Source organism: Actinokineospora globicatena (genome assembly GCF_024171945.1).
Lineage (GTDB): Bacteria > Actinomycetota > Actinomycetes > Mycobacteriales > Pseudonocardiaceae > Actinokineospora > Actinokineospora globicatena.
This window is the reverse complement of the sequence record NZ_JAMTCR010000004.1, coordinates 36,446-49,138: the sequence shown is the minus strand read 5'-3', so window position 1 is coordinate 49,138 and position 12,693 is coordinate 36,446. Positions and strand designations below refer to the sequence as shown.

The 12,693-nt window shown below is 70.9% G+C and carries 13 protein-coding genes; 1 reads left to right on the top strand and 12 read right to left on the bottom strand.

Annotated features, from left to right (window positions below):
- Nucleotides 1-38 precede the first annotated feature (38 nt).
- Nucleotides 39-1,142: an AAA family ATPase gene (locus LV79_RS19150; RefSeq protein WP_308208951.1), complete on the bottom strand. Its 1,104-nt coding sequence runs from the start codon at nt 1,140-1,142 to the stop codon at nt 39-41.
- A 1,006-nt stretch (nt 1,143-2,148) separates the two neighbouring features.
- On the opposite strand from LV79_RS19150, the gene LV79_RS19145 reads away from it, so the two are divergent.
- On the top strand, nt 2,149-2,643 hold the full coding sequence (locus LV79_RS19145) for a winged helix-turn-helix transcriptional regulator (protein ID WP_253838669.1): 495 nt from the start codon (nt 2,149-2,151) through the stop codon (nt 2,641-2,643).
- Nucleotides 2,644-2,698: 55 nt separating this feature from the next.
- Here LV79_RS19145 and LV79_RS19140 read toward each other — a convergent pair whose 3' ends face one another.
- From LV79_RS19140 to LV79_RS19090, 11 genes are all read right to left on the bottom strand, one after another.
- Nucleotides 2,699-5,686, bottom strand: a complete 2,988-nt coding sequence (locus LV79_RS19140) for an AfsR/SARP family transcriptional regulator (RefSeq protein ID WP_253838666.1) — start codon at nt 5,684-5,686, stop codon at nt 2,699-2,701.
- 64 nt (nt 5,687-5,750) lie between these two features.
- Entirely contained in the window at nt 5,751-6,116 is a 366-nt protein-coding gene (locus LV79_RS19135) for a hypothetical protein (protein WP_253838665.1), read from the bottom strand.
- Nucleotides 6,117-6,167: 51 nt separating this feature from the next.
- Nucleotides 6,168-6,539, bottom strand: coding sequence for a pilus assembly protein TadG-related protein (locus LV79_RS19130; protein WP_253838664.1), 372 nt, complete (start codon nt 6,537-6,539; stop codon nt 6,168-6,170).
- Nucleotides 6,540-6,592: 53 nt separating this feature from the next.
- Nucleotides 6,593-7,087, bottom strand: coding sequence for a TadE/TadG family type IV pilus assembly protein (locus tag LV79_RS19125; protein ID WP_253838663.1), 495 nt, complete (start codon nt 7,085-7,087; stop codon nt 6,593-6,595).
- A 5-nt stretch (nt 7,088-7,092) separates the two neighbouring features.
- Nucleotides 7,093-7,488 (bottom strand): TadE/TadG family type IV pilus assembly protein, encoded by a 396-nt coding sequence (locus LV79_RS19120; RefSeq protein ID WP_253838662.1) that lies wholly within the window; start codon nt 7,486-7,488, stop codon nt 7,093-7,095.
- A 62-nt stretch (nt 7,489-7,550) separates the two neighbouring features.
- Nucleotides 7,551-7,739: a hypothetical protein gene (locus LV79_RS19115; RefSeq protein WP_253838661.1), complete on the bottom strand. Its 189-nt coding sequence runs from the start codon at nt 7,737-7,739 to the stop codon at nt 7,551-7,553.
- A gap of 47 nt (nt 7,740-7,786) precedes the next feature.
- Complete coding sequence (locus LV79_RS19110) at nt 7,787-8,680, bottom strand: type II secretion system F family protein (RefSeq protein ID WP_253838660.1); 894 nt, start codon at nt 8,678-8,680, stop codon at nt 7,787-7,789.
- A complete protein-coding gene (locus LV79_RS19105; RefSeq protein WP_308208950.1) occupies nt 8,677-9,579 on the bottom strand; it encodes a type II secretion system F family protein in 903 nt (300 codons plus the stop codon). The genes LV79_RS19110 and LV79_RS19105 overlap by 4 nt, the downstream gene beginning before the upstream one ends.
- Entirely contained in the window at nt 9,576-11,027 is a 1,452-nt protein-coding gene (locus LV79_RS19100; protein WP_372495364.1) for a TadA family conjugal transfer-associated ATPase, read from the bottom strand. Before LV79_RS19100 ends, LV79_RS19105 begins: the two co-directional genes overlap by 4 nt.
- Nucleotides 11,024-11,884 carry a CpaE/TadZ family protein gene (locus LV79_RS19095; protein ID WP_253838657.1) on the bottom strand — a complete coding sequence of 287 codons (861 nt, stop codon included), beginning with the start codon at nt 11,882-11,884 and terminating at the stop codon, nt 11,024-11,026. Before LV79_RS19095 ends, LV79_RS19100 begins: the two co-directional genes overlap by 4 nt.
- Nucleotides 11,884-12,594 carry a hypothetical protein gene (locus LV79_RS19090; RefSeq protein WP_253838655.1) on the bottom strand — a complete coding sequence of 237 codons (711 nt, stop codon included), beginning with the start codon at nt 12,592-12,594 and terminating at the stop codon, nt 11,884-11,886. Before LV79_RS19090 ends, LV79_RS19095 begins: the two co-directional genes overlap by 1 nt.
- Between the last annotated feature and the right edge of the window lie 99 nt (nt 12,595-12,693).

Genomic DNA, 12,693 nt, shown 5'->3' with positions numbered 1-12,693 from the left:
TTTCAGGACAAAACAGGGGTGATGGGGGTACGGGTTTGCTAGATGCGGGCACCCAGGGCAAGGGGATGCACGGCGGCGCCGAACGTTTGGCGCACCACGGTTGCCACGGTGTCCCGGTCGTCATCCGGGGCGATCCCGACCAGGTTGCCGGCGGCCGCTTCCACACCCAACGCCGCCGCGATCTTCTGAAATGCCAACAGTTCCCGAAGTTGCGGCGCCCATCCGGTTTCGCCTTTGGCCTGTAGGGTGGCCAGGTTCCGCGCCGCTTTCACCGCGCGGCGGTCGACCCCGAGTTCGGCGGCAAGATCGTAGTCGGTGGACACCCGGATTTGAGCGGAGAACCGGGACGCCAACGCGTCCGACAGGATCGCGCCGTGGACACCGGGGTTGTGTCCGGCCACCACGTAGAACCCGGGGGCGGCGGTCACGATTTCCCCGCCGTTGGCCTTGATCACGATTTGCCGTCGGCCGTCCATCGCGGGGTAGACCACCGCCAACACCGTGGGCGAGATGATCGTGGCGTCGTCGATGAACAACACCGACCCCGCCCGCATCGCGCGGATCAATGGCCCGTACACGAACACGTAGCGGCCGTCGTCGGTTTTGGTGTAGTCGCCCACGAAATCGGCGACCACCGTGTCCCCGTCCCCCGGCACAGTCTCAAGATCGGGGAACGCCGCTTCGATCACCGACGTCTTCCCGGTCCCGGGCGGTCCGTACATCAGCGCTGGCACCCCCGCGTCGCGCAACCGTTGCAACGCCGTCACGTCCGGCATCCCTGACAACGTGCGCGGGTGGTACATCGCGCCGTTCGGGCGCGCGATCGGTTCGGACGCCGTCGTGGTGGGCGGTGCGGGCACGGGCGCGGATGGGGGCGGCGGCGTGGGGGTGGGTGTCGCGTTCGGACGCGGGCGCCGGGTGACGGGCGGGGCGGGCACGATGACCGCCGCCGCCACACCGGCGGTTGTCGGGGTCGCCTGATAGGCCAACGGCGTGGACCCGGCGACCGTGGCGTGACCCTGATCGGCCAACGTCTGCAACGCGTTGCCGACCGCGCCCGACGACCGGCCGCCCAGCTGGGCGGCAATCGCGCGCGGCGTCATCGACGTACCCGACGCGTCGGCGAGAACCTTGGCGACCATCTTCCGCAACTCCCCGTTTCGCAGTCGGGGCGGTGTCGTGACGCCGGCAGGCGCGGGGGGTGTGGGCGTTGTCATCGCGGTGGTCCTTTCACTGCCGCGCTACGAAATGGCGCGCATCTATCGGGATCGCTGGATGCTACTTCCGGGAATGACATTCATTCGGACGTAGCGCGCGCCGGGTGTGACATTCGGCGGTTTCCGTTTCCCTGGCGATGCGTTAATTATTACTCGATGCCGCGCCCCGCACAATAGGTTCGCACGCCCATTTTCAAGACTCTTTTCAGTCGCGCGATCAAATCGTGATCGAAAATAGGCGCGCCAGCAGTTGGGATTAATAATGGGGACACGTCGTGCGCATCTTGCGTCCGCCGTCGACGTTCGCCCTGATAGAGGCGTTGCAGTAGCGATGCGAACTCGACAGCGCACCGGGTAGCGCATTAAAACATTCCCCCTTTCTCTTCTCAAAATAGATTATGAAGCTCGATGCAAAATGGAAGGTGAGACGAGAAATGAATGGTGAATAAGATGGGAGAGGGGTTGCAAGGGGCAGCCTGGACGGTGGGACCTGCTGATTGCGGAGTTGCCGCGCAGCCGCCCCGATGTGTCCTCCGGCTTGCGGACAAGCCAGTCTGGGACACCGCCGGATCCCCTGTCAGCCCGGCCACCTGCGCCTTCATCGGGGCCGTGGGGTGACGTTCTAGTGGGATCCCCGGTCGGATCCCCCATGGGATCCCCGGTAGGACCACCGAGTGAACGTCACTGTGCGCGCAGTCGATCTCAAACTTGCTACTCAGAGTGGTGTGACGCGAACAGAAACATGATGGTGTCGTCGACCGTTTGGCGTAGCGTGTGCGGATCGGCGCGCCCCGGTCGGGGGAGGCGAGTCGTGGCTTGCCCAGGTGGCGGGGCGGGCATGACCGCAATGGCGGCGCGTCCGAGTGGGGCGTTGCCGCAGGACACGAGGGGCGCGGCCTGGGGGTCGGGTCAGTGCACATGGGGAGGCGTGATGAGCAAGCGGGACGAGAGGTTGCTGCGCGGGCTGTATGACCTGAAGAATCTCTTCGGCGACAAGTGGACGGCCGCGATCCTGGTGGCATTGCGGGGTGGCCCGCTGCGTCGGGTAGAGATTCTTTCCACGGTCAACTCGTATTCCATCGACGAGAACTGGTCAGACAAACGCGCTGTTTTGCAGGATAGCATTCTCGCGCGCGCATTAAAAAAGATGCGCGAACAGGGCGTCATCATCCGCGAGAGTCAAACGTCGACTTTTCCGCCGGAAGTGACTTACTCGTTGAGTCCCGAGGTCACAGGCATGTTGACTCTGACCGAACCTCTACTCTGCTGGGCGGAAGAGAATTCGACGCTGCTCGCGCGAGCTCAAGCTCTCGGCCGACAGAACGCGAACACCTCAGGGCTCGGCGAGGTGACCGAGATCGGCGGCCACCAGACGTTCCCCGCGCAGAGGCGGCGCCCTTTTCGCGCGGAAGGGTCCGTCGGCTGACCCTGGTCGCGCCGCGGCATAGGGTCTCCCGATCCGAAAGGCGAACGCGACGTGGTCAGCCTGGCAGCGTGTGTCCCTGGCCGGTGTCCCACGGTGAGCGGGGGTCGTCGGCGCGGTCGCGACGGTGGCGCAGGCGGGCGGCCAACTCGACGGTGTGGGTGGTGGGCCGCTCGTCGATCTCGGCCAGCCGGGTGGTCAGTAGTCCCAGGGTGCGGCCGATGGCATCGAGCTGCCCGAGGTGGGCCTGCAGGCGCATGATGTCGCGGTAGAGGGCTTCGTTGTGTGGGTCGAACGCGCGCGCCATCTCCAGTAGGTCCATCGTCTGTTGGGGATCGTGATCGACCAGGGCTCGGGCGAGGGCTGCGACTGCGTCGATGGCGTCGCGGCGGATGGCCTCGCGGGCGGTCTCGATCCACTCGGTGCTCGTCCCGTCGGCCAGCGGCCCGGTGTAGTTGTCGACGACCGCCCGGTACGCCCGCACGCGCTCTTGGTCGGTTCCAGCGAGGCGGCGGGCGGTGACCGCGGCGGCGAAGCGGTGGTAGTCGACGTCCACCAGTGCCGGGTCCAGCTGATAGCGGCCGTCGCCGACGATGACCACGTCGGACAGGGCCCCATCGGTCGCGGCGGTGACCGCGCGGCGAACCCGGCTCAGTGAGGTGTTGAGGACGTTCGTGGCCCGCTCCGGCGTACTGGAGGGCCACAGGGCGGCGACGAGCGCTTCCCGGCTGACCCCGACCGGGTGCAGGGCCAGGAATACCAGCAGCTCACGGGTCCGCGGCGGGAACGCCGAGGTGACCTCCCGGTCCCCGTTGGCGTCGGGGCACCACCAGGCACGGGGCGGCCCGAGGACGCTGATCCGCAGCGGGGCAGGGATCGCGGTCTCGTCGCCGATGTCCGCCGTGTCCTCTGGACCGTGCGCGGCCTCGGTGGACACCGTGAGAGCCTCTGGCGAGTCGTCGTCGAAGGCTGGGTGCTCGTCCGAGGCGGGCTGCGCGGTCGTGTCCAGGATCTCCAACGCGGTGTCGATCGGCGATGGGTCCTCGTTGCCCGACGGTCCCATGCCTGCGGGTCTGGTGCCCGCGTCCTCGAGGTCGTCCGCATGCGTCTCTGAGGTGGCCGGTCCCGTGCGCGGCCGCGGGATCGCCGCCGCTGTGTCGGTGTCCCCGCTCGTGGAGTGGTTGTCGTGGTCGGCGTGGTGCAGCAGGGCGAGTAGCTCGCCGGTGTGGTTGTCGCCGAGACGGAACACCGTCGTGCCGCGTAGCGGTTCACCGAGGCCGGGGTTGGTAGTCGAGATGACGCCGTCGTCGCGGACGTAGGCGGTGACCCCGGGCGACCACTGGCCCAGCAGCAGCCCGCTCACACCGACAGCGGATCCGTTGTCCAACACCGCCTGCAGTCGTGGCGTGTGCCGCGCGGGAACGTGGGCGACCAGGATGTTCGGCGAGAACCGACGGCCGGTGCCGTGCCGGTCCTGGTTCAGCCTGACCAGAGTCTGGGCTTCCAGTTCGTCAAGAGCGGCGGCGAGGTCGGCCACCACACACAGCGCCGCGGGCACCGGGCCGTGGGCTGCCTTGCGGCCGAGCAGCGCGACCAGGTCGGCGGCCGGGATGACCACGCGCCCCTCGCCCCCGGTCACCGCGGTGACCAGCAGGGCGCGGGCCGCTGCGGCGGCGCCCGCGCCGAGGAGTCCGAGGCCGTGCGCGGCGGCCAGGTCCAGCGCGAGTTCCCGCCCGTCGCGCACGCCCACTGGCAGCACGGTCGTCGCGGTGTGTCCGTGGTCGGTGCCCGGGATGACCGAGGGCGCTGTGATGTGCGGTGGTCGCAGGAGCGGATTGTCGGAGTCGGTGACGAGGTCGTCGGGGTCGGCGCGCAGGTGCGCGAGCCGCAGCCCGTAGACCACCGGGGCGATGGGCAGGTCGGTGCGGTCGCCGCTGCCAGATCGGTACCGGCGTCGGTGCCGTCGGCGGACGACCAGTAGGGCCGCGCTGACCGCGGCGGCAAGCCCTAGGCCGACGAACACCTCCGCGCCCCACCGCACTCCCGCCTCGCCCACGGCATCCTCGAGCGCGGGTGTCGGTGGCGAGGCGAGGTCATGCGGCGCTGGAGCAGACGTGACCGGGGTGGTCTGGGGTGTCTGCTGGGCGGGCGACGGTGGCGTGGTGGGGGTGCTCGGCTTCGGGGTCGGGCTCGGCGAGGTGACAGGTTCCGGGGTGTGGGTGGCAGCGGGTGGGGTGGGCTGTGCGACGGGCGCGGCGGTGGAGGGCGGCAGAAGCATCTCCTCGCCGGGAAACACGACGCTGGGACAGGTCAGTCGACCACCGCCCGGTTGGGACTTGCCCTTGTTGAGTTCGTAGATCTCCGGCCACCGGTTCCCGTCGCCCAGCTCCCGTTCGGCCATGCGCCACAGCGAATCGTGCTTCCCCGTGGCGGGGTTGTAGGGCAGCACCACGGCCGACCGGGCCGCGGTGGGCGATGGCGGCGTGGCCAGGGCCTGGCGAGCCGAGGTGTGGGAGGCCAGACGAACCCCTTCGGCTGTGAAGGCGGGAGGCTGCTGTTGTGCGAACACGGTCGCCTCTACCGCAAGGCCCCCTCCGACCGAAGGTGTGCTCGCGGAGAGCGTGCCGGTGCGTTGTCCCAGCAAGGAGATCAGGATCGCGCCGACCAGCACGGCCGCGATCCGGTGCACGGGCCCGGCAGTGGACAGGTCCGGTATTCGCGTGTCGCGGGCGATCAGGATCGCGGCGCGGGCCACGTCGAGGACGAACAGCCCCCACACCAGCCACGCGGCGCAGGCAAGTACGTCGAGCAGGAACCCGGAGGTCATCGGACCGAGCAGCGCGCCCTCGATCTCCGTCCAGGACGGGACGTGGTCGGGCAGGGGCCAGCCGATGAAGTGGGTCAGTGCCCACGGCAACCCGCCCACCAGCGTGGCCAACACCGCCGCCGCGAGTAGCCCGCGCAGCAGGCTCGCGATCGCGGCAAGACCACGGTGCCTGCGCCGTGGAGGCGCACCGCGGCGGGAGAGGTGTGCTCGTGTGCTCACAGGCGTGCTCGATTCGTCGGGACAAGGTCGACGCAGTGGGGTTTGCTTTGGCTCGACCGGGCGGCTATGGCGCCGCGACCGGCTCCGTCGGGTCGAGGTGCCGGTCAGTGGCGGGTTCGGTCGAGGCGGCTCGCGGTTCGGCGGAGGTCTTCTTGCGTCTGCCGCCGCGGGCGGGTTTGTGGCTCGCGAGCCAGGTGGTGAGCTCGGTGGACTTGAGGCCGGTGAACCCGGCGAGTTCGTCGAGGTCCATGATCTCCGCGGTCTCGGCGAGGACGTGGCCGAGTTCGCGCTCGACGCCGTCGAGCTGCTCGACGATCGTGGCCCGGTGTTGCGCGAGCTCGAAGACCTGCTGGGCCGCGGCGGCTCGTCGGGTGCTGCGGGAGGTGTCGGCGTCGGCGACGCGTTGCCTGATCTGCTCGGGTGTGGGCATCGGTGTTTCCTTCCGTTCGTACCCGGGGGCGGGTTGGAGTGTTCAGCGCGGTCATCCGCGCTGGGGGTGGGCGCTTGCTTGGCCGTGGACCTGGAACGAGCCGATCCCGACCAGTCCGAGCAGTTGCGTGTGCTGGACGGCGGTGACCGTGACGGTGACGGTGTCGTCGGTGACGGTCACGGTGCCGGTGGCGCCTTCGGCGGCCAGGTGGGCTTGGGCGTTGGCGACCGCTTGGGCGGGCACGAGGCGCAGGGTGCCGGTGCCGCGGTAGGCGGTGAGGTCGATGGCCTGCGCCCCGGCCCTCGCTGCGGACTCGGCCTGTCCGCTGGCCCGGACCTTGGCTGCCAGGGCGAGGCCGCCGTCGAGGGTGAGTCCGGCCAGGATGAGGATTCCGGTGACGAGCACGACGACGAACGCGGTCACCTGCCCTTCGTCCGCGCGCCACCATCCCCGCCACCGAGATGTGTTGGGGCGCTTCATGTCCGGGTCCCGGTGGTGAGGGTGGCGCGCCAGAGGTCGACCGGTTCGACGGCGGTGGCAGCGACCTGTCGATCTGGGACGCCGAGCAGGAGCGCGTCGCCGAAGTCGACCAGACAGGACACGGTCACCGCGACCGTCCCACCAGGACGCATCCCCCCGGTCACCGTGTCGACCACTAGGGACCGGCACACCACCCCCGCCGCCGATAACGCCGTGGACGCTGTCGTGCGCGCGGCGGTGACCGCGGCGGCGGGGGTGCGTTCGAGGCTCGCCGCGCGGGCGGCCTGGTGGGCGGCGTCATCGACACGCAGACGCGCGTCCACGCCTCGGTGGATGACCACCCCGACGAACACCAGCAGCATGATCAGCAGCGGTGCGACGATGGTGATCTCGGCGGACACCGAGCCCTCGTCAGCCCGCCACCACGCCGCCCACCGCTGGCGTCGGAGCCGCTGTGCCGCGGGCCGGGTAGTGGTTGGTGGTGCGGTCATCGGGATCACCTGCCTTCCAGGTCGGGGACGACGCGTTCGACGGGACCGATGGCCTCGGCGTGCACCGGCAGGGTCAGGAACGGCACCACCGCGGCCGCGGTCCCGGTGACGCGCACCGAGGCCGAGGTCGGTCCGCGGTCTGCGGCCACCGTGGCGTTGTCCAATGGTCCGGCGGCGAGCTGGTCGAGCAGCTGCCGCGCGCTCGCCGCCCCGGCCACAGCAGTGCCGTTCTGGGCCCGCGTGACGGCCAAGCCCTGGGAGGCGGCGGCTTGCGCGACGTGGGTGGCGTGCGACCAGAGTGCGAACTGCACGATCGCCAGCAGCATCAGCAGCAACAGCGGTGTGGCGATCACCAACTCCGCGCTGACCGCCCCCCGATCCCCACTCAACGCACGCCGCACCCGGCCCGACCAGCCACCTCGCCTCCGCGCGGTCGCCGTGCTGCCGGTTGCTTGCTCGGAAGTCACATGGTGATCCCGGTGGCCTTCTCCGTGACCTTGCCGACGATGATCGCGATCACGGCGATCGCGGCCACCACCAACAAGGCGGTCACCAGGACGGCCTCGGTCGAGTACCCGGCCTCGGGCCTGCGGCGCAGCTGGTCCCAGCGGGCGTGTAGCACTGTCCACACGATCCGGAGTTGTGGGCGCATGACGATGTCCTTCCCAATTGCCCGCGAACAACGGCTCGCGGCGGTTGTCACAGTCCATTGAGGACCTGCGTGAGTGCGGGGTAGGTGATGAACGCCAGGAAGCCGAGGAACAGCACCATCACCGGCAGACTCAGCCGTTCGGTCGCGGCTTGGGCGGCGCCCTCGGCCTCGGTGATCTGGTGGGTGCGCAGCGACTGGGCCTTGGCCGCGAGGGAGGTGCGGACCTTGGCGCCCTCGGTCCCGGCCAGGCTGACCGACGCGGCCAGCTCGGCGAGCTCACCGACGCCCAACTCCTCGCCGAGCTGCCGCAGCGCGGCCCAGGGAGTGGCGCGGGTGAGACGGGCGGCGTCGAGGGCACGGCCGAGCTGCTCGAACGCCCACCCCCGGCCCACGAGAACCGAGTCGCCCAGGGCGGAGTCGACGCCCATGCCCCCGGCCAGCGTGATCCACACCAGGTCCAGGTAGGCCGAGAGCGCGTGACGGAACCCGGCCCGCAGCTTCGCGGCTTCGGCGCGGGCGTTGAGGTCCGGGGCGAGGAACCCGACCGTACCCAGCACGAGCCCGGCAGCGAGCGGGAACTGGATCCCGAGGCCGAACCCGGCGAGTGCGAGGACCGTGCTGGCCAAGGCCGGGAGCAGGAGCCCGGCGAGGGCGAGGACCGCTTTCTCGGCCAGGTGGACCGACACCGAGTGGCCGGCGACGGCGAGGTCACGCGCTACTTTTCGCCCGGGAAGTCCGAGCGCGCGCAGGGCGGGGATGGCGGGTCGGCCCAGGCGCACGGCCCAGCCGGTGTCGTCGGTGGCCAGGATCGGCGCCGGAGCCGGGGGTGTGGTCGCGGCGGCCAGGACCGCGCCGAGCGCGGGACGCGGCGGGAACAGGTACACGGCCAACGCCCACAACCCTGCTCCCGCGCCCACTCCGAGGGCGACGTAGGTGATCACGATCGACCTCCCTGGCGGCTGATGGCGACCGGTCGGGCCGGGTCGGAGGCGTCCGCGGCGAGGAAGCGATCGGGTTGCTCGACGCGCACGACTCGCGTCAGCCACGTGAACCCGGCGGCGAACAAGCCGCCGATGCCGAGCAGGACGAGTTGGCCGGTGGCGGTGCCGTAGGCGGCCATGTAGTCGCGGTTGAGCACGACCAGCGCGGCGGCGAACACCATCGTCGTGCCCACGATCACCCGCACCGATGTGCGGGTGCGGGCGCGTCCGGCATCGACCCGCATCCGCATCGCGGCGTGCCCGCGGGCGGACTCGGCCAGCGAGCCCAGCAGCTCGCCCAGTGCGCGGGTCGGTCGTTCGGCGGCCAGCAGCAGCGCGGCCACGACGAGGTCACCGACCGGGTCGTCGAGCCGTCCACCCAGGCGCCGCAGCGCCGTCGAGAGGCGCTCGCCGCCCTCGATCCCGGCGGCGAGCTCACCGACCTCCGCTTGGATCGCCGCGGGCGCCAACGGCGCCGACGCGAGCACGGCCTGCTCCAGCCCCGCGGCGGCCGAGAGGGTGTCGCGCAGCATCTCCATCCAGGAGGCGATGGCTTCGATCCGCGCCACCCGACGGGCGTGCTCGGGGTCGCGGCCCAGCACCCGCGGCAGGAACCACGCGGCGAGTCCGGCCAAGACGGCGCCGATAATCCAGCCGGTGAGGACACCGGTCATCACCCCGGCCGCGGCGGCGACCGCGACACGGATGAGGCGCCGTTGATCGCCGGCCGTGCGGACGCGGATCCTGCGGGGGCGAGGGGTGGTGCCGCGCCAGCCCAGGACGATCAGCAGGACCCCGAGCCCGGTTCCGATCCCGAGCAGGGCCGCGGCGGCGGTGCTCGGCCCGAGAGTGAGGTTCACAGCGTCCACCACCCGTCGGGGTCCTCCAGCAGCTCAGGATCGAAGCCGGTCTCGATCAGGTCGTCGAGGGTGTCGCTGCGCAGCGCGCCCGCCACCGGACGGGCCCTGCGGTCGGGGCCGGGGCGGTAGACCTCGTTCGAGACCACCTGGGCCCCGTCGGCGCCCACGACCTCGCGCACCGAGGACACCACGCGGGTGCGGCGGTCCTCGGCGCGAGCGAGGTGCACGACGAAGTGCACGCTGGAGGCAACCAGGAGGTTGGTGGCCTCCAAGGGAAGCCGTTCTGCGCCTTGGGCGGCGTAGGAGGCCAGCCTGGTGAACGCGATCCGTGAACTGGAGGCGTGCAGGGTGGCCATGCTGCCGTCGTTGCCCTGCGACATGGCGTTGCACATCGGGATGACCTCGGGGCCGCGGATCTCCCCGACGATCACCCGGTCCGGCGACATCCGCAGCCCCCACCGCACGAGTTCGGCCTGGGCCACCTCGCCCGAACCCTCCACATTGGGCTCACGCGACTGGAACGCGGTCACGTCCGCGTGGATCTCCGGGTCGTGGTCCAGGCCCAGCTCGAAGGCGTCCTCGACGGTGACGATCCGCTCCAACGGATCCATCTCGGCCGCGAGAGCGCGCAGCATCGTGGTCTTGCCCGCCCCGGTGCCACCGGTGATCAGGACGTTCTTGCGGGACTTGACCAACGCACGCAGGAACGCCTCCAGGCTCGCGTCGATGGTGCCGCCGCGGCGCAGCTGCGCGAGGGTGGCGGTGAGGTAGCCGTGACGTCGGATCGACAGCGCGGTCACCCCGCCCGCGGTCAACGCCATCACCGCGAACAACCGCTCCCCACCGGGCAGTTGCAGGTTGACCGCCGGGGAACCCTGGTCGAACCTCCGCTCCTGGCTCGACGCCCTCGCCGCCAGCAGCCGCACCAGATCGGTGAGTTCCTCGTTGGAGGAGGCGATCGGCCCGACCTGGGCCCGGCGCCCGTCGCTGTACTGGACGAACACCAGGTCGAAGCGGTTAGCGTTGATCGTCTCCACATCCGGGTCATCCAACAACGGCTGCAGACCGGCCAGGCCAAACAACTCGGCGACGACCTCATCCACCACCCTCTGCTCGGCCTCGCGCGGCGGCAGCTGCCTGCCCGCCGCCAGCTCGTCCTCGGTGTGCGCGCGCAACGCCTCATCGAGGATCACCCGCGCCAGCTCACGACGCCCCTCGCGGGTGGCGGCGGCTCCGGTGTGCTCCAACTGCTCGGCCACCCGCTGGGGGAGTCCTGTGCTCAGCCGTTCCCGCAGGGCCCGCCGCAGCCGCACCAGCATCGCGGCCGAAGTGGCTTCCCCCTCGGTGTCCCACCCGAGGTCGGGACGCTGGTCGGGCAGATCCGATGTGGAGGAACCGTGTTGGCGGAGTTGGCGCACCACCGGGTGGTTGTCGGTTGGATTGGTCATGCCTGCTGCCCTCCAGGGTGTGCAAGATCGACGTCGCGAGCAGAGCCGACGCGGGCCGCGTCGACGACGGCTGCGGGGGATACCGCCGGGTCTTGGTGTTCCTGCGGTGGCGTCGAGGGTTCGTGGCGTGCGGCGAGTTCGGTGGCGAGTTGGAGCGCGAAGCGCCCCAATGCCGACCGCCCTGGGCCGGTGCGCCGCCAGCGGGAGCTGCCTCGCTGTCCACGGAGGACGGCCGCGCCCTTCGGATCGTGCGGCACGCGGCCCCACGGGGGAACGCCGAGTTCGCGGGCGACCTCGGTGGTGGAGTAGCCGTCGCCGACCAGCAGCAGCATCGGGCTAGGGCTCCAGCGGCTGATCACGGGCAGCCTGCGGGGCAGGTGCGCGAGGTCGTCGGCGCCCGCGCCGGTCAGCAGCACCACCGCATCGCTGGCTCGCACGATCGGCAGCGCCGGTGAACCCGGATCCAGGCGACCGCAGTCGACGACGACCACCGTGTCCGGCTGCCCGGCCGCGGCGCGCAAGCCACCCAACCCGCTCGCGGGGTCGGGGGCCAACGCCGTGAGGGCCGCGCGGGCCTGCTCAGCGTCCGGCGAGGCCGCGACCACCGTCAACCCACCGGGCAGCTGCTGGGTATGCCGCCACACCAGGTCCGGGTCGTCACCGGCCCGGCGCGCGGCAGCAGCCCACGACACCAACCCCGGGGTCGAGGACAGCGAGAACCGCAACGTGAGATCCCCACCGGACGGATCGGCCTCGACCAACACCGCCCTCGCCGCAGCGGGCCACCGGGCGGCCACGGCCGTGGCCAACGTGCTCACCCCGGGCGAACCCTTCAACGACAGCAACGAGACCAACATCAGCTGCCCCCCGCCGAGAGCAGCACGACCGACACCTGACCGGCGGGCACCGCCGCGACCTGCCGGGCCGCCGTCTCCGACAGCTGCACCGACACCACCGTGTCCTGCCCGTTGAGTTGGGTGTTGACGCTGGTCACCACCGCAGGCCACATGACGCCGCCCGAGCTGGGTGCCGTAGTCGCCGTCCCGGACGGGCCGGGTACGAACACCACCGACACCCGCGCTCCGGGCGAGACCTCGGCCGGGAACTGTCCGGGTTTGAGCGCGAGCGCGGCGATGCCTTGTCCCGCGGCGGGGACGGCGGCGGCGCCGACGGCCTCGGGGGTGAGCAGCGCCCCCGCCGACAGGCTCGTGGCCATCGGACGGCCGAGCATGGTGCCCGCCTGGTCCACCGGCACGACCGCGACGCCGGGGTCCACCGCGACGTTGACCTGCCGCAGATCCTGCGCGGCAAGGACCTGCCCGACCGACACCGCGCGGGCCAAGGCGAGCACGGGCTGACGGTCACCGGAGCGCAGCGAGATCAACACGAACGCACCGACGCAGACAAGCACGAGCAGCACCCCGAGCAGCAGGTACGGGACGCCACGGCGGCGACCCGGGGTGCGCAGCCGCGAGGCCGCCGACTTCTTCCCGTTCTCCACCCACCGGCCATCGCCCGCGTTCGCGGACCTGCCCGTATCGGAGCGGAATGTGGTGTTAGCAGACATGCCGAACCTCCAGAAGGCATGGGGGTAGCCCGCCGCGACGCCCACACCGGCGCGCGGAACAGAGAGCAAACGATGACGTGCGGAGAGTCAGACCGTGGT

What these genes read in the sequence shown, in the direction of transcription:
- LV79_RS19125 (WP_253838663.1), bottom strand. Translation starts at nt 7,087, where the DNA reads ATGACCGCACCACCAACCACTACCCGGCCCGCGGCACAGCGGCTCCGA.
- LV79_RS19145 (WP_253838669.1), top strand. Translation starts at nt 2,149, where the DNA reads ATGAGCAAGCGGGACGAGAGGTTGCTGCGCGGGCTGTATGACCTGAAG.
- LV79_RS19115 (WP_253838661.1), bottom strand. Translation starts at nt 7,739, where the DNA reads ATGCGCCCACAACTCCGGATCGTGTGGACAGTGCTACACGCCCGCTGG.
- LV79_RS19090 (WP_253838655.1), bottom strand. Translation starts at nt 12,594, where the DNA reads ATGTCTGCTAACACCACATTCCGCTCCGATACGGGCAGGTCCGCGAAC.
- LV79_RS19100 (WP_372495364.1), bottom strand. Translation starts at nt 11,027, where the DNA reads ATGACCAATCCAACCGACAACCACCCGGTGGTGCGCCAACTCCGCCAA.
- LV79_RS19095 (WP_253838657.1), bottom strand. Translation starts at nt 11,884, where the DNA reads ATGTTGGTCTCGTTGCTGTCGTTGAAGGGTTCGCCCGGGGTGAGCACG.
- LV79_RS19150 (WP_308208951.1), bottom strand. Translation starts at nt 1,142, where the DNA reads ATGGTCGCCAAGGTTCTCGCCGACGCGTCGGGTACGTCGATGACGCCG.
- LV79_RS19135 (WP_253838665.1), bottom strand. Translation starts at nt 6,116, where the DNA reads ATGCCCACACCCGAGCAGATCAGGCAACGCGTCGCCGACGCCGACACC.